The sequence below is a fragment of the Candidatus Koribacter versatilis Ellin345 genome, assembly GCF_000014005.1.
GTDB lineage: Bacteria > Acidobacteriota > Terriglobia > Terriglobales > Acidobacteriaceae > Korobacter > Korobacter versatilis_A.
On record NC_008009.1, the window covers coordinates 3,916,921 to 3,932,988 of the forward strand.

General features: G+C 58.4%; 12 protein-coding genes. All 12 read right to left on the reverse strand.

Features of this window, described 5'->3' with window-relative positions; all coding sequences use genetic code 11:
• Window positions 1–7 precede the first annotated feature (7 nt).
• Window positions 8–1,186, reverse strand: coding sequence for a glycosyltransferase family 4 protein (locus tag ACID345_RS17080; protein ID WP_011524107.1), 1,179 nt, complete (start codon window positions 1,184–1,186; stop codon window positions 8–10).
• Window positions 1,183–2,538 carry a hypothetical protein gene (locus tag ACID345_RS17085; RefSeq protein ID WP_011524108.1) on the reverse strand — a complete coding sequence of 452 codons (1,356 nt, stop codon included), beginning with the start codon at window positions 2,536–2,538 and terminating at the stop codon, window positions 1,183–1,185. The genes ACID345_RS17080 and ACID345_RS17085 overlap by 4 nt, the downstream gene beginning before the upstream one ends.
• Window positions 2,539–2,540: 2 nt before the next feature.
• Window positions 2,541–4,076 (reverse strand): lipopolysaccharide biosynthesis protein, encoded by a 1,536-nt coding sequence (locus ACID345_RS17090; protein ID WP_011524109.1) that lies wholly within the window; start codon window positions 4,074–4,076, stop codon window positions 2,541–2,543.
• Between the two features lie 46 nt (window positions 4,077–4,122).
• Window positions 4,123–6,393, reverse strand: a complete 2,271-nt coding sequence (locus ACID345_RS17095) for a GumC family protein (protein WP_011524110.1) — start codon at window positions 6,391–6,393, stop codon at window positions 4,123–4,125.
• A gap of 24 nt (window positions 6,394–6,417) precedes the next feature.
• The gene (locus tag ACID345_RS17100) at window positions 6,418–7,392 is read right to left on the reverse strand and encodes a polysaccharide biosynthesis/export family protein (protein ID WP_011524111.1); all 975 of its coding nucleotides are present in this window, start codon (window positions 7,390–7,392) and stop codon (window positions 6,418–6,420) included.
• 22 nt (window positions 7,393–7,414) lie between these two features.
• Window positions 7,415–9,157: a capsule assembly Wzi family protein gene (locus tag ACID345_RS17105; RefSeq protein WP_148210149.1), complete on the reverse strand. Its 1,743-nt coding sequence runs from the start codon at window positions 9,155–9,157 to the stop codon at window positions 7,415–7,417.
• Between the two features lie 7 nt (window positions 9,158–9,164).
• Window positions 9,165–10,277: a DegT/DnrJ/EryC1/StrS family aminotransferase gene (locus ACID345_RS17110; protein WP_011524113.1), complete on the reverse strand. Its 1,113-nt coding sequence runs from the start codon at window positions 10,275–10,277 to the stop codon at window positions 9,165–9,167.
• A 9-nt stretch (window positions 10,278–10,286) separates the two neighbouring features.
• The gene (locus ACID345_RS17115; RefSeq protein ID WP_011524114.1) at window positions 10,287–11,357 is read right to left on the reverse strand and encodes a glycerol-3-phosphate dehydrogenase/oxidase; all 1,071 of its coding nucleotides are present in this window, start codon (window positions 11,355–11,357) and stop codon (window positions 10,287–10,289) included.
• On the reverse strand, window positions 11,354–11,944 hold the full coding sequence (locus ACID345_RS17120) for an acyltransferase (protein WP_011524115.1): 591 nt from the start codon (window positions 11,942–11,944) through the stop codon (window positions 11,354–11,356). Before ACID345_RS17120 ends, ACID345_RS17115 begins: the two co-directional genes overlap by 4 nt.
• Before the next feature lie 7 nt (window positions 11,945–11,951).
• Window positions 11,952–13,013 carry a Gfo/Idh/MocA family protein gene (locus ACID345_RS17125; RefSeq protein WP_011524116.1) on the reverse strand — a complete coding sequence of 354 codons (1,062 nt, stop codon included), beginning with the start codon at window positions 13,011–13,013 and terminating at the stop codon, window positions 11,952–11,954.
• 127 nt (window positions 13,014–13,140) lie between these two features.
• Window positions 13,141–15,054: a hypothetical protein gene (locus ACID345_RS17130; protein WP_148210150.1), complete on the reverse strand. Its 1,914-nt coding sequence runs from the start codon at window positions 15,052–15,054 to the stop codon at window positions 13,141–13,143.
• 42 nt (window positions 15,055–15,096) lie between these two features.
• Window positions 15,097–16,068: a transglutaminase family protein gene (locus ACID345_RS17135; protein WP_011524118.1), complete on the reverse strand. Its 972-nt coding sequence runs from the start codon at window positions 16,066–16,068 to the stop codon at window positions 15,097–15,099.

Consider the following 16,068-nt stretch of genomic DNA (forward strand, 5'->3'; position numbering starts at 1 on the left):
TTTGATTTTAGGCATGCTGCGACAAAATCTGTGCGCCATTTCTCGCGGTGAGGCGCTGATAACAGGCGACGAGCCGCTGGCGCTGCGACTCCCAAGTGTACTCACTTTCCACCGCCGCGCGACCACGCTTCCCCATTTCTTCCGCTTCCGCCGGATGCTCAAAGATCCACTGCATCGCATCCGCAATGCTCTGCGCCGACAACGGATCCACCGAGATCCCACAGCGAGCGCCATCGGTCACTTTGCGCATGTAAGGGAAGTCTGACGCAACCAGCGGCAACCCCGCCGCCATGTATTCGAACATCTTGTTGGGCTGAGCATTCAAGTGGTTCTTCAGCGGCAGGAACGCAATAATCCCGCAGCGCGCGACACCAAAAATATCTTTCAACTCGTGCCGCCGCTTCACGCCTCCCCAGGTCACGCGCTTTTTCACGTCGATCGCAGCGATCCACTCAGGACTCACCGGCGGCTCCAGCGGCCCAACAATCAGCAGCTTCGGATTGAGATGGTCCGGGACTAACTGAATCGCCTCGACCATCTCCTTCGCGCCGCGGATTAATCCCAATCCACCGACAAAGACCACCACGTTGTCTCGCGACGAATAAGGCACGCCACCGGCGGTGGGAAACTCTGCCAGCATGGGGAAGTTCTGCACCGGCACGGTTTTCTTCGGCGGCATCCGCTCCGCAATCCCCTCGGTTGCGGTAATGATCTGATCGAACATCGCGCAACCCGCCGACTCGAAACCCACTACCCCCGCTCGCGCCAACCACCGCACAGGTAAAGGCAGCCACTCTTTGTCCATCATGGTCGCGCTGTAGTCTTCATGCACGTCGTAAACTACGCGGATTCCGCGCATCTTGAGCAGCATCCCCACCGGGATCAGTTCCGGGTCGTGAAAATGTGCTACTTGCGGCTTCAGCCCGAGCACCTTCCGATAGACCTGCCATACCGTACGAGTCGTCCGCTCCCGACGGTTCTTTGGAATCGGCACTGCGTGGATCCGCACGCCGTCGCGCTCTTCGTCCTGCGTGTGCGGCACGACAAAGTTCACGTCGTAGCCTTCAGCGGCGAGAGACTTCCCTTCCTTGTGCAGAATGCGGACGTCATCCGCAGAATGCACCGAACTGAAGTGCACCACCCTGGGTCGCGACGCAATCGGTTGGTTGGAGGAAACAGGACTCACGATACCGTCGCGTCCTCCGGAACCTCATCCTCGAGTTCGTAGGATGTTTCAAGATTAGCCTGTGTTCCGTCGGGTGAGCGCGGAGAAAAGTACTGAACGAGAATCGCCAGTATCAGGCCGTGACTCACAAGCGCCGTGAAGAACGCCGTGTTTGAGAGCGTGATAGAGGGAACGCTCAGCATCAAAGCGCCGATCTTCCAATCACGGTCCTTCGCCACACAGTCATAGACCCAGTAATAAATGGCGAGCGCCGTTCCGAAGAACAGGATGCCCGAAAATCCGATCTGTGCGAATCCATCGGCAAACAGGTTACCGTTGGCTGACACTTCGGGCTTGCCGAAATAAACCGCTGCAATCTGGTTCGCGGGCGGCAGCGCATAAACACTTCGCGTAAAGGACTTCAGAATCGGACTGTGCGAGAAGAAATCTTTAGGGTTTGCGTTAAAGTACTCGAAATACCAGCCGCAAATCAGCCCAGGCTCAAGAACCAACCGGCGCAGGAACAAGGAAGAGACAGAGGCGGTATGCGCCACCTTGTCCATAATGCGCGATCCGATGATCACCGCTGAGAAGCTGATCGGGAAAAGCGCGAAGCTTCGATGCAGCCGTTTAAGCTGGAAGAAGACGAAGAGCAGAAGCAGCGTGGAAAAGAGCACCGACCGGAATCCCGTCACGGTGAAGAGAAACAACTCGCCGAGAATCCCAATCACTGAGAGCACCCAGCGTTGGCGAACGATTCCATAGCCGACCAGAAACGTATTAAGAGCACTGGCCTCGGAGTCGACGATGTACTGGAGTAGGCGGTCAGACTCTCCGTACTTCTTGTAGACGCCACGAAGATCGTATTCGTTCCCCCCGAGCGCAAATGCCGACATGCCGTTGACGAAATTTGCGTGGGTACTGTTGATGATGTAGCCGTAACCGGCGAGAAATACCAGCCAAAACACGATCCAGAATGTGGTTGGCGAAATCCTGAACGAGGGAAACGTTATAAGCCTGAACCATTGCCCCATACCCGCGAGAAAGAACCCCATCGTCAGCGCCAATTGAAATGGAACGAGGTCAGACAAATGTATTTCCAGCGCGTGGGCCGGTATTGTGATTGCCGGAATGAACATGATGAAGTACAGGACCCAATAGGAGAGCTGCGAGGGACGCCGCATCCGGAGCGGCATCCAGCAAGCCGGCAACATAGCGCAGGTGTACGTCACGAGAAACGAGAGGCCGTGGAGCGGAACGTACCATAGCCCCATGTAATAGAAATCAGGAGCGATCACCGTCCGGTACATCAGCATGAGCAGAAAAATGTATGCCGCTGACGCAACCAGTATCCTTGCTCTGCGAATGTCCATGCTTAATCGACCTGCGCGATCGGTTCAGCCGTCGGATTGCCCTGGTTCTTCCGAAGCGCCCCCACCAGGTACACCCACCACGGAGATTGCAATTTGTTGATGACCGCCAACAACACCACGACTTCGGCGATTTCCAGGCCTGCAAGTACAAAGAAATTCATTCGATAGGAGCAGAGCCGATATACAGCGACGCTCAGGCCACCCAGGACCAGGTTTGTGGCAAACACCGGAAGTAGAGATACGAACTTCGACTCGATGCTGAGCAGCGAATGTACCATCCGCCAACTCAGGACTCCCAGCACAGCCAGGGAAGCGAAGATGGCCCCACCGATTGCGAGGGTAAACGGCTGCGGCTTTGTCCAGCACGCGATCCCTGCACAGACCGCGAATACACTCAGCGAAATGAGCACGTTCCTCGCGTTGTAGGGTTTGGTCGAAGCTGCATCAATCACGGAGCGGGTCGAAACGAAAACGGTATAGAACGGTACGCTCAACAGCACCGCCCGCAGTACCGATACTTGCCCGTGAAATCCGGAACCAACCCAAAGGGTGACAATTGGTCCACACAGGATCAGGCACTGCAGAAAGAGGAAGGTCGAAACCTGCAAAACTGCATCGCAAAGCATTCCCACCCGCATCCGCACGTCATCCATTCGTCCTTCGGAGAGCATGATGCTGATCTTTGCCAACAGCAGCGTGCCGAGTGGCGTGACCGCCAGCGATACCGCAGTCAATGCGCTCATCCCGAGCAGGAGCACGGAGACTTCACTGATGGAGGTGTAATGCATCGCGATAACCGGCCCGAGCGCGATCAATGCTCCGAAGCCAATTTCGCCGGGCATGCGCAAGATTCCGTAGCTAAGAAGGCTCTTGCTTAAGGGTTTGAACTGCAACTCCGCACGAAACGCGGGCAGTCTCCGGAAACGCGGCGCCATCGCGATCGAAACAACAGCCATTCCTGCCGCCTGCAAGTACAGGAGCAACACGACTGACTGGTATCGCCACGCCACCCCCGTCATGAGCAACGGAACGACCGCCATATTCAGGACCATCAACCAATTCGCAGTGCCCATTCGGTTGAGTCCGCGATGGTACCCGTAAACCATTACGTGGATGATGCTGGCCACGAGTAGTGCCGAGAGCGGCGCGACCAGCATTTGATACTCGGCGCCACCATACATCAGCTTGGCGGAATATTTTCCGCCCGCAAAAAAAACCAGCGCCGTCGTGGCTGCAGAAAGCGCGCCCCATACGATCGCAGTAAAAAAGTAACGGGGCCCGGTTGTCTCTCGATCGACGTCGTGCGCGATATGCCTTGGCAGCGACACCGAGAGGCCGAGCTGTGTTCCAGATTGCATCCACGCGTAAACGCGTCGAACCAGCAGGAACTGCGCCAGCGCGATGACGCCAAGCAGCCGGCTGACGAGCGAAATGTTGATGATGATCGCTAAGAAAACCGCAGCTTCCGTCGCTCCCGTCGCCAGCAAATCGGCGATGAAGGACTTGCCGCCAGGCTTTTTCTTCGGTACGACCGGCATTTCCGAGGCGGACTGATCCGGCGCAGCGATCGTTCCTGTACTCCCATCAGTCACGGTCAGCCTTTACGCCTTCGCCCTCGTGGTAGTACGAGTAATAATTGCTGCCGTAATACCCGTAATCGCCCGCCGGGTTGTACATATTGAGAATCACGCCGGCGACACGGATGCCATCGTGAAGCAACATCTCGTACGAACGGCGTAGTGCCGAACGATGGGTCACACCTGATCGCGCAACCAGCAGCACCGCATCGCAAAGCAGCGCGAGAACCACCGCGTCTGTAACGACGAGCGCAGGCGGCGCGTCGAAGATCACGTGGTCGAAATTCTTCTGCCACTCCTCCAGCATCTCTTTCAGCTTGTCGCTCGAAAGCAGTTCAGCCGGGTTGGGAGGGCGCACACCGGCAGACAGGATGCGCAAACCTGCGATGCCTGAAGCGTCCTGGACCACATCCGTCCACCGCCGCAATCCCGAGAGGCACTCGGTGAGGCCGTCGCCTTCCTGCGCGCCGGCCCGCGACGCCAGGCGTCCGCGACGCATATCGGCGTCCACCAGCAACACCCGCGCGCCGCGCTGCACCAGCGTACCGGCCACGTTCATGCTGATCGTGCTCTTTCCTTCTCCCGGCAACGCGCTGGTCACCACGAGTGACTTCGGCGGTCGGCTCGGGAACGACAACATGATCGAAGTCCGCAGGGTGCGGAACGACTCGGAGAACTGTGAGTTCGGCCGGGTCAATACGTCGATGCCCATAGCTTCTTGCTTCACCGCAGTACGCCCAGGTCTTCCATTCGATGATCGACCTACTGCGGTGTTGGGAATCACTCCAATCACCGGGAGCGAAGTGATCAACTCAACGTCATCCGGAGTCTTCAGCGACTGATCTACGGCTTCGGCGACCACTACGCCCGCGAATCCCATGAACAATCCGCCAATCAGGCCAAGCGCCATCGCCAGCTTCATAGCGGGCTCTACTGGCTTAATCGGAACCGGAGCGGCATCCACCACGTCAATGTTCGCGGCTTTCAAGCTCGCCATCACGCCGGCTTCACGCAGCTTTCGCAGCAAGTCGTCGTAGATGTCGCGGCTGGTATCCACCTCGCGGCGCAACCGGCTGTATTCGCTGAAATTCTGGCTCTTCGAAAGCGCTTCTTGCTGATGCTGATCGAAGTTGCCTTTGATCTTGTTTTCAGTGTTCAGAGAAGCTTCGTACTCGCTGCTGAACCGGGCCTCGATGTCCCTGGTCTCTTTGGCAAGGCTCGCGTTCACTTGCGCCAACTGCTTCTTCAACTCAACCACGCGCGGATAGTTCGGCCCGTAAATCGCCGTGGCCTGCGACAACTGGTTCTGGATGTCGGCTTCCTGTGTGCGCAATACCGGCAGCACGCTGTCAGGTACCAACATTCCAATCAACTCGGGATTGCCGCTCTTAGCGAGGCGATACTTCGCCTCTTTCATGATGCGATCGGCTTGGGCATCCGTGTATTGCTTGCTCACGTCATCGAGAGTGGCAAGCGTCAGGTTGTTGTTCTCGTCCGTGCCAATGATCTTGTGCGTCTTCTGGTAGTCCGCAATCTGTTGTTCCGAGCTCTGGATGCCGGTCTTCAGCTCCACGAGTTGTTTGGCAAGCCAGTCAGACGCCTTGATCGTGGATTCATACGCAACCTGGAAATTGTGCTCGGTGTACGCTTCCGCGAGTTCATTCACAACTGCGGCCGCCAATTCCGGATCCGAAGAACGGAAGCGAAGCTGAACGATGCCGGTGCGCGGTACCTCAGTCACATCCAGCCCCAACTGGAATCGCGCCAACAACTGCTGACGCCGGGCATTGCCGATGTTCGAAAGCGGCTCGTTGGGCAGCGAGCGCAAACCGTGATGGCTGTACCACGTCCCCGAACCTTCGGTGTAAAGCTTGTCTCCCGCAAATGGCGGCTTCTGATCGAGACGGAGCCTCTTTACCACGTCCCACGCCAACGCATCGCTCTGTAGGATCTTGATCTGTGTCGCAAGCTGCGAGTTCCAATCCATTCCCGAGGAGAGGCCGAGATCCGGCATGGAGCCCAGCACATCGCTGCCTTCCGGATGCACGTAGACGGTCGCCTCACCCTCATACCGCCTGGTTTTCAGGATGCAATATGCCGTCGCGAGCAGGATCCCAAGCAGCACGCCGGCTGCCAGCAGTTTGCGCCGGCGCACGATGATCCGGAACAGCCCGTCGAAGTCGATCTTCTGCCCGTCGGACTCAGACGGCTGCCACCGCGCCCCTTTACCGTTCTGCGGAAGCAGGTCTTTTCTCGTTGCTAAATTCGTTGCAGACACCAGAACCCTCTCCTACCCTGCTGCTTAGTGGAACGCGTAGTACACTGCCGCACTCGACGCGGCAATTGCGGCATCACCGAACCGCCGTCTCAAAATCTTCATGTTGCTCGCCGGCACAAACACGATGTCATCCGGACTCAACAACCGATCCGGGCCATCCCCAGCCATCAACTTGTTCAACTGGATCGGAATTTCCTGCAGACCGGTCGGAGTCCGGCGGACGATCCGTGCTTCCTTCTGGTTTCCATCGCGCGTGAATCCCTGCGCCAACGCGATTGCCTGAAGCACCGAGATCGGCATGTTGTTCTCGAGCAGGAACCCGCCCGGCCGGTTCACTTCCCCCACCACATACACCACGCCCGCCTTCGAGACGATGATCGTGTCGCCCGGGAAGACTTCGACGTTGTTGGGAGAATGTGCGAGATCACGCGGAATATCGAGGGAAATCTTGTTGTCCGGGTCCGCCTTATGGATCAAGGTGATTGTCTGACCGGCTTTCACCGTGAGTCCACCGGCAGCCGAGAGCACATCCGTCAGGCGATGCGGACCAAAAAACGGATAGATACCAGGCTGCGAGACTTCGCCCAGCACCGACACTCCTTGGGTGGCGTACTCCGTCACCACGATCGTTACCTGCGGATTCAGTACATACCCTTGCGCAACCAATGCATCCGCGATCTTGGTCTGTGCCTCGGAAACGGTCAATCCCGCCATCTTCAACTCGCCGACGAGCGGAAACTTGACGTCGCCGTTACTGCCCACTTGCGTGCGGAGCGTAAGTTCAGGAACGCGATACGTAACTACTTCGAGTTTGTCGCCTGCACCGATGCGGATCGCGGAACGTTCGGCGGATTGCGCGGCATCTGCCGGCGCCTGTACCGCCGGTTCCTGCGCCGCCGGCTCTTGGGCAATGGCCGTGCTCCCTGGGTTCGACACAATCCCGCCCGCGACCAGGACAGCGATCGCCAGGTACTTCGTTGCGTCAGTCAGCCTTCTCATGCTCAAGACTCCAAACCCCGAACTACTTCTGTTGTTGTGGATCGACCCATTGCTGGTCTCCGTATTGCACAGTCGCTGGCGGCGCTGCCGGTTGATGATGGCGCAGCGCGGGTAGTTCAAATACTTTGTCCGGCGAATACTTCAGCTGCAGCCATGCGGTGAAATCGTTCTGCGGTCCATCCGCTATGAGCGGAATCGTCCACCTTTCATACTGGGCCATGGCAGACATGGACACCTTCTTCCCAAAGTTCCAATCGAACGTAGCCTGACCCGTATGCTGCGTTCCGGCGCCCGGAATGAAATCGTTGCGCACCTGCTGGTCCCGGTACAGCAACTGCAAGCGCCGCCTCGGCGTAAACCAATAGGAAGTGCTGGCCTGATAGGCTTTGCCTTGCCGCCCCACCACGTTGCCTAGGAGAAAACCCTTTTGGGTATAGGTATCTTTATAGACAACATTGTAATAGACGAAGGTGCCGCCTTTGCTATGGGCTGCGGTCAGGTCAGTATATGCAGCTTCGGCTCGAAAGTCGAGCTTAGGAATGCCTGGAACATGCGATAAATACAGTCCTGGATTCATTGGCGCCCGGGCCGGAGCCGCAAGTGGCGAGGGATCATCATCGGTGAACGAATCGTTATAGAAGCTTAACCAATTCCGGAGTTTAGGCAGCCGGTACCAGAAGTCCAGACCGCCCTTACGATCGCCCGGATCCGAGCTGGAGGCGTTGCTGGTTAAGTTATCCCCCACGCTGAAATAGCTCTTGGCAATCCGCCCGATCGTCATCCCGTGGCCGACCCCCAAAAACACCGTCGTCCTCGAAATCCCGAACTCCAGGTTCTCCGTCGGCCGGAACGAGAACTTCTCCCCGTGAATGAACGGACGCGCCGGATACATATGGCCCGACATCTTGGCGAAGAAGAACTCCGACCTTGCCGGACCTAAGTATCTGAGAATCCAGGGCCATCGCGCCGGGGTGACCTGGCTGATGCGCAGCATGTAAGGCGGATCGACGTTGTTGCTGAACAACATGCTGCCCATCTGCGTCGGCCCCCAGTTCAAACTCTGCTTGCCGAACGTGACCTGCATCGCTGCCAGCCGGATCCCCACATAGGTATCCAGAAGCCGGAACGTGTTCGTTTGCGGCCGCCCGAACGAATTCACCGCAAGCGGGACACGATCAATCTCTGACAGCGTTTGAATCACACCGGCACTCAGGCTCGGCATCGCCGGTGAATACTGGTACTCCCCGCGGAACGCGGCGAAGATCGGCCCGTCCTGGCCGTGCACTTCCACCCCGGCTATGAAGTTTTGCCCCGTCCAGTAGGGACGCCCGAAGTCGTTCGTAATCGTCTGCCCGAAGTGCTCGCCATCCGCCAAGGGTTTGCCTGAGATCTGCATGCTCCGGGCATAAACGTCATCGAACGCGATCACGTCATTGCCGGCGCCGGCAATTTCCCCAAGCTCCGGCTTGAACTCGTGCTCCAGCTCGCGGTAAATCTCGAAGCGGACGCTTCCAGCCAGGTCGGCATCAGTCATCCCGAGGCGGGCTTCCGTCACGAACTGCGCGCACTGCAGCCGCGTCCAGGGACGCATGCCGAGGAACGGAGTACGCAGCAGCCCCAGCGACTCCAACCGCTCTACCGCCGGATAGACCCAACTATCGAGCGGCACATAGCTGGAACCGTCCCAGCTCGACTGCGCAACGCTACCGATTGTCGAAATCGCGAACAGCAAGCCGAACAGGACCAGTTTGAATGTCTTGCTCAATATCAATCTATCGTCCTGGCGCTGCCGTAACCGACAGCTGCGTGCACTCCTTCACCGCTGCCGTAACCTGCTCAATCTCGTTCTCGGGCATGTAGGGGTGCATCGGAAGGCTCATCACGCGCTGCGCCGCCCGCTCACTCACCGGGAACGCCCCAACTCCCTGCCCCAGGAATGCGAAGGCCGGCTGCAAGTGCAGCGGAACTGGATAGTGCACAGCAGTAGGAACGCCTTTGCTCTTCAGGGTGTCCTGCACTTCGTCTCGGTGGTCCACTTCGATGGTGTACTGCGCGTAAACCGACGTGCAATACGGTCGCAGTCGCGGAGTTTGCACCGCTGCGTCGAAATGCTTCTTGTAGCTCGTCGCGACGCGTTCGCGCTGCTGGATTTCCTGCTCAAACACATCGAACTTCGCCAGCAGCACCGCAGCCTGCAGCGTATCGAGACGTCCGTTAAACCCGATGACCGGGTGATGGTATCTGCGGTCCTGGCCGTGCACGCGAATCTGCTTCATCTTCGTGGCCAGCACGTCGTCATTGGTGAAGCACGCGCCGCCATCGCCATAACAACCCAGCGGTTTCGATGGGAAGAAGCTGGTGCAGCCGATCGTCGAAAGATTGCACGACATCTGTCCGTGATACTTCGCCCCGAAGCTCTGCGCCGCATCCTCGATCACCGGAATCCCGCCTGCGACTTCGTTGATCGCGTCCATATCGGCGCATTGCCCATACAGTGAAACCGGCATGATCGCCTTCGTGCGTGGCGTGATCGCGCGCGCGAGAAGCTCCGGATCGAGGTTGTAATTGTCCGCGCAAATATCAACGAACACCGGCTTGGCGCCCAGCAGCGCGATCATCTCGGCGGTCGCAATGAACGTAAACGGAGAGGTCACAACCTCGTCGCCCGCGCCGATATTCAGCGCCATCATCGCGAGCATTAGCGCGTCCGTACCGCTCGCGCAGCTAATGCAGTGCTTCGACCCGGTGAACGCAGCCAGCTTGTCTTCAAGCTCCTTGATTTCCGGCCCCATGATGAACTGAGCATGGTCGAGAACGGCTTGCATGCGGCGATCAACCGACGCTTTTATCTGCTTGTATTGCGCTTTGAGATCGATGAATTCCATAAACCCTCTTTACTCTTTGCCTGCGATCTTCGCCACTTTTTGGCCAAGTATCCGCGAGGTCGTCCACTTCCCGCCGAACACGTTGATCAGTTTCCCTTCGCGCCAGATGTGATACTCACGGGTCGCGTGTGTAGGATTCTCCGCCGATCGAATCAGCGGACGCAACCCCGCAAAGGTGCGTACTACGTTTTTCCCATCAATTGCCGGCTGCAGGTAGTGGTTGAAGACCTTAATCAGGTACGCCTTCTCCTCTGCGGAGCAGCGAATCGGCTCCTCCAGAGACTGCCGCACCTCGGTCGTTCCCAGCAGTGTTTTGCCTTCATAGGGTAGCGCAAAACAAACCCGCTCCTCGCCCGGAACTTGCAACATAAATCCTGCGTGAATTGGGCGGTCGAGGATCAAATGGCTCCCTCGCACCAGGTCGAGATCGTACTTCGTTGCAATCCCACTTTGTGCGAGCAGTTGCTTGGCCCACGGACCACTCACATTCACCACTCGATCGAACGACTCGGTCGTCGATGCCCAACTTACTTCGCCGTCCTTTGACACCCTCTCAACCGGTTCATGCTGCCGAACCTCGACCCCGGCCGCGATTGCTTTCTCCGCCGCCCACCTGCCAAGGGCCGCGTCGTTCATCTGGCCGTCATAAAACGCGAATCCACCCAGCAGTCCATCGGATTTCAATTCCGGCGCCAGTTCCAACAACGCCTCGCGGCTCAAACGACGATGCCGCCCGAGGTTGCGCGACCCCGCCAGCAGATCGTAGGTCGCGAGCCCAATCTTGAGCATCCACGCCGGCCGCTTCGAGTCCCGATACAGCGGAATCACGATCTGAAGGCGATGCGCTAATTGCGGCGCGTTCTCAATCCACCAGGTCCGCTCCTGGAGAGCTTCGCGCACCAGCATCAATTGTCCGTTTTCGAGGTATCGCAGACCGCCATGCAATAACTTCGTCGAAGCGCTGCTCGTCGCTGACATCAATTCGTCGCGTTCAAAGAGCGTGACTTTGTGCCCGTCGGCTGCAAGCTGCCAGGCGGACATCACGCCGTTGATGCCACCACCGATGACTGCAATCTTCATCGGACCGCGACACACACCTCGCCTTGAAGCTCATAGTCCCAGCCGCACGCTTCGCAGTGCGCCTTATCGGACTCGAACTTCAAGCGGATTCCACACTGGCACATCCAGCCCACTCGCTTTGCCGGGTTCCCCAACACCAGCGCAAACGCCGGCACATTCTTCGTCACGACGGAACCCGCGCCAACCATCGCGTACTCGCCAATCGTGTTCCCGCAGACGATCACCGCATTCGCCCCGATGGTCGCGCCCTTCTTCACCAGGGTGCGCTTGTACTCGTTCTTGCGTACGACATGGCTCCGCGGATTGATGACATTCGTGAACACCATGCTCGGTCCACAGAACACATCGTCCTCAAGTTCCACATCGTCGTAAACCGAGACATTATTCTGAATTTTGACGTTGTTTCCGATGATCGCCTTGCCCACGTAGACATTTTGTCCAAGCGAACATCGCTCCCCAATCACGGAATTTCCCTGCACGTGGACCCAATGCCAGATGCGGGTGCCCGCGCCGATCTTCGCGCCTTCGTCCACAATGGCGCTGGGATGCACGGTGTATCCAAGTTCTTGCTTGGTCGAGTTCGACATACGGTTCCTAGTAATCGAGCGGCAGCGAAATGCGGCGACCGTCGCGTGCGGAGATATACGTCGCAATCAAAAGCTCGAGCGAACGCAGCCCCTCTCTGCCGTCAGTTTGCGGTTCACACTCCCCGCGCAGGACATCAATCACGTTCTTGTAATAGTGCGGATGTCCGAACCCATACACCGACGTCGTCTGGTAGCTCGCTTCCTTGATCTTCTGGTCTTCCGGACGGGAATCTTCAAACTCCCAATGCTGGATCTCGTTCACCGCGACGCCACCAATGCGCACGGTCCCCTTCTCGCCGATGATGGTCAGCGAGCCTTCGAAGTTCTTCTTATGCACCAGCATGGTCACGTTGATGGACCCGAGCGCCCCGGACCGCCACTTGATGCTAGCCACGCCGCTGTCCTCGACCTCGATGTTCCGTGCCAGCGTCGCCGTATAGGCCTGCACGCTCTCCACCGGGCCGATCATGTAATCGAGCAGGTCCACGTAATGGCTCGCCTGGTTCATAAAGGCGCCGCCATCGAACTCCCACGTCCCGCGCCAATCAGCGCTGTCGTAGTACGACTGCGGACGCGACCAGAAGACGTTTACGTTCACCATGTAAATGCGTCCAAACCGCCCCTGGTCGATGGCGGTCTTCAGAGCCCGCAGGGTCGCATTGCCCCGGTTCTGCTTCACTACGAACAACCGGACCCCGGCGTGGTCGCAGGCGCGGACCATCGCCTGGCCGTCCGCCCAACGGGTAGCCATTGGCTTTTCCGTGACCACGTGACGCTTGGAGTGCGCCACCGCGATGGCCTGGTTCGAGTGCAGGCCGCTGGGAGACGCGAGCACCACCACGTCCGCCGGACTGTCCGCCAGCATGGCGTCCAGTTTGTCGTAGCCCTTGGCGCCGGTCGTTTTGACGGCAGCCTCCAGCGCCGCCGGATCTACGTCGCAAACCGAGACGAGTTCGGTGTCCGCCTCGTGCGTTTTCAACGAATCAAAGTGGTTTTTGGAAATTCGGCCGCAACCAACAACAGCGAACCTAATTTTGCGATCCTTAATCGCAGAACCGGGATGTGCCATGCAGAGAAAGGCCTCAAGAAGCGCTGGCGAATCAGCGCGAAATATAAGATTTAAACAGACTTAGCACTATAGCCCGGAAATTCTGGATGCGCAATGTCCGATATGGGAAACCGCCGTGCCGGCCCGCCTAAACCCGCGACGGTCGCCGCAAGCTGAACAGAAGGTAAGCCACCGCCAAAACCATCCCTACCAGTAGCCATAGCGAGACCGACGAATGCCGAACCGGAGGCGGAAGAGCGGCAAATAACGGCGCCAAGTCAGCCTCCACCGCCGCAAAGTCCCCGCTCCCATACGCCTGTTCGATCTTCCGGATTCGCACTTCGCAGTCCCAGTAGCGGACCGATTCTTCGCTGGAGTGCTGTTTCTTGACCTCGCGCCAGCGCCAGTACGAGTACCGCGGATGCCGCATCCACTCCGAGGTCGTCGGCGATGTCCGGCGCCCCGGCTCACTCACAAACGGTCTCCCCGGTAGATCGCGCGTGGCATTTCGTTCTCGTGCCGCCTTCATCGCGCGAAGGAAGTAGACCTCACGGGAGCTGTCCAACAGCAGTCGCTTGCGCTCCGGAGATGGCTCATTGGTCGCAGCGCGAAGGTAGGACTCCGCCGTCCGGTCTTCCGCAAAGGATCGCAGCTTGCCAATCAGGCTCTCATCCTCGGAAATCACTTTGGGCAGGACTTCCTCGAAGTACAACTTCCCGAGCGCTTCCCGGTCCAGTGCGAGCATCTGGTTTTGCGCGCCGCTCACGGTAAAAGTCCGCGCCTGTTGAGCGTTACCGCCTTCGAATACCTCCCACGTATCCAGGAATCCATCGTGGTCTGCATCCCAAGCTCGAATCTCCAGGTCCTTGCGGTCGTTCACCAGATGCCCGACTTCAATCCAGCTCTCAACTGCGCCGAACAGATGAATCCGCCGGTCCAGCGGCGAATAGTAGAGCTGACGCGATTCGCTAGCCTTGTCGGAGTATTCATGCCGCAGATTCCATCGCTGCGTAGGCCCACCCGTGTTCTGAATCGGCCGCCGGTCCCAGGTCCAGAACTGCCCTTCCCACCGATCTACCTGCCCGGTCTCATCCCACGTGAAACCGGTTTGCTGCGCCGGATATGCCAGCGCCACCTGCAAGGCACGCTCGCGCTCCGGACGATAAACCGTCTGCGGCGGAGGTCGAAGCGGCAGCGTATGTGCCGTCATCGCCCCCGCGGCCGGCGCATCTCCAAACATCGTGAAGCCAAACGTAAAGTGCGTCGATTGAGCGGACGGCTCCAGCCGATAACTCAATCTCACATTCCCAACCACCATATCGGCAGGCGATGGACTTACAGAAGAGCGGTACCCATCCAGGTTGTTGGCGAAATCCGGATCGTCTCCCGTCAACGACTTCTCCGGCACAACGCTCAGCCGAACCACGGAGTCGGACGTTCCCCGATGCGTCGCATCCGAAAACGCAAATGGACACTCTCCCCACGCCATCCATGATCGCGTCGCGGCATCGTACTTGTTGTAGTAAATCAGCGCATTGCCCTTGCGATAATTGCGCGTGCCTCCCTCGAAATACTCCCAGTGCCGAAGCTCAAACACTGGAATCCCGTTGCCATCGAAGTTCTCGCCGAATAACCCGTAGCGCAGCACGCCGGATTCGTAGTAGCGGATCTCCATCTCATCCGCCTTGCCGTCGTGGTCGGTGTCGTAATACGCGACCATGCGATCGACGACGCCAGTTCCCTTGTAACTCACGAGATAAATCGTGCTGACCTGGTTCCAAGGATCGCTCGCCGTGCCGGTCTCATCAATGGCCTCGACAATGTCTCCGCCGTCGCGCTTCACGATCGCATTCGCGCTACGGTCGCCCCGAGCATCGACCTTAAGGGATTCGCCCTCTTTGAGTGCTTTCGCGCGCGGCCACCAGCTTCTGCCTTCGAAGCTGAGTCGCCCGGAAGCGTCCGGCGCAACTTCCGACTGGAATGGAAGCACAGCGGTTTGAGCGAAGGCGGCGCTCAGAAAAAAGATGAGGAACGCGAAAACTAGGCGGGATGCGGTCCTCAAGAGCGCTTGCACCGCAACATGGTACAACGTCGTCCTAAAAGCTCACTGCTGCTGCTGTTGGGTTTGCGACGCCGCGGTTGGCCGTGGTGGCTCCTGCGCCTTTTCGACGAGAATCGCCCAATCTGCCGGAATAGGCTGATCCTCGTCCAGTGCCGAAGGCGCCGTCGAAGCCGCCACCCGTACCGCCACCGATAGTTCACTTGGGCTGTCGCCGCTGAACACCCCCTTGGTCGGAGGCACGTCGAAATAATCGCGCCCAATCGCCGTCCGAATGTGCCGTTCCCCGGCCATTAAATTGTTCGTCGGATCAAACCCGACCCATCCAACACCAGGCAATAAAGCCTCCACCCACGCATGCGTTGCGGTCTCCGGCGACCGGTTGTGATCTTCGGATCGGCTGTTGAGATAGCCACTGACGTAGCGGCATGGAATCCCCAACGGCCGTACCAGCGAAATCATGATGTGCGCGAAATCCTGGCAAACTCCGCATCGCGCTTCAAGTGCGTCATCGATGGGCGAATCCACCCGCGTGCTCTTCGGAACGTATTCGAAATAGCGATAGAGTTGCTCATTCAAGCCGCGTAGAACGCTCAGCGGATCATCTTTGCGCCGAACCTCCAACTCCGCCGCGAGGTTCTGCAGCAGCGGCGTCGGTTTCGCAAACTCGCTCGGCAGCAGCATCTCCCAGAAATCACCGCGCTCCACTTCCGAATCCAAATCATCCCAAGCCGACGACGGCAGCGCATCCGGCAGCGCCGCCGGCGCTTGCTGCTCCACCACTGCCTCCGCCACGATCACCAACTGCGAGTGCGCTCCCGGAATATCGAAGTGGTGGATGTGGTTCCCCATGTGATCCCGGAACGAGAACACGCTGCACCGCGGGCTCACCGACAAATGGAACAGCAGGCAGCGCTGGTTGCTGTCGCTGCGCGGACGCATCCGCGTCTCCATGATGCTTTCGCTGACCGGCGACGCGTAAGAGAACTTGGTCAGGTGTCGGATGGAGTAGTACAT

Excerpts from the sequence above, each read along its gene's own strand:
- ACID345_RS17090 (WP_011524109.1), bottom strand. The coding sequence starts at position 4,076 with ATGCCGGTCGTACCGAAGAAAAAGCCTGGCGGCAAGTCCTTCATCGCC.
- ACID345_RS17100 (WP_011524111.1), bottom strand. The coding sequence starts at position 7,392 with ATGAGAAGGCTGACTGACGCAACGAAGTACCTGGCGATCGCTGTCCTG.
- ACID345_RS17135 (WP_011524118.1), bottom strand. The coding sequence starts at position 16,068 with ATGTACTACTCCATCCGACACCTGACCAAGTTCTCTTACGCGTCGCCG.
- ACID345_RS17125 (WP_011524116.1), bottom strand. The coding sequence starts at position 13,013 with ATGGCACATCCCGGTTCTGCGATTAAGGATCGCAAAATTAGGTTCGCT.
- ACID345_RS17110 (WP_011524113.1), bottom strand. The coding sequence starts at position 10,277 with ATGGAATTCATCGATCTCAAAGCGCAATACAAGCAGATAAAAGCGTCG.
- ACID345_RS17115 (WP_011524114.1), bottom strand. The coding sequence starts at position 11,357 with ATGAAGATTGCAGTCATCGGTGGTGGCATCAACGGCGTGATGTCCGCC.
- ACID345_RS17085 (WP_011524108.1), bottom strand. The coding sequence starts at position 2,538 with ATGGACATTCGCAGAGCAAGGATACTGGTTGCGTCAGCGGCATACATT.
- ACID345_RS17120 (WP_011524115.1), bottom strand. The coding sequence starts at position 11,944 with ATGTCGAACTCGACCAAGCAAGAACTTGGATACACCGTGCATCCCAGC.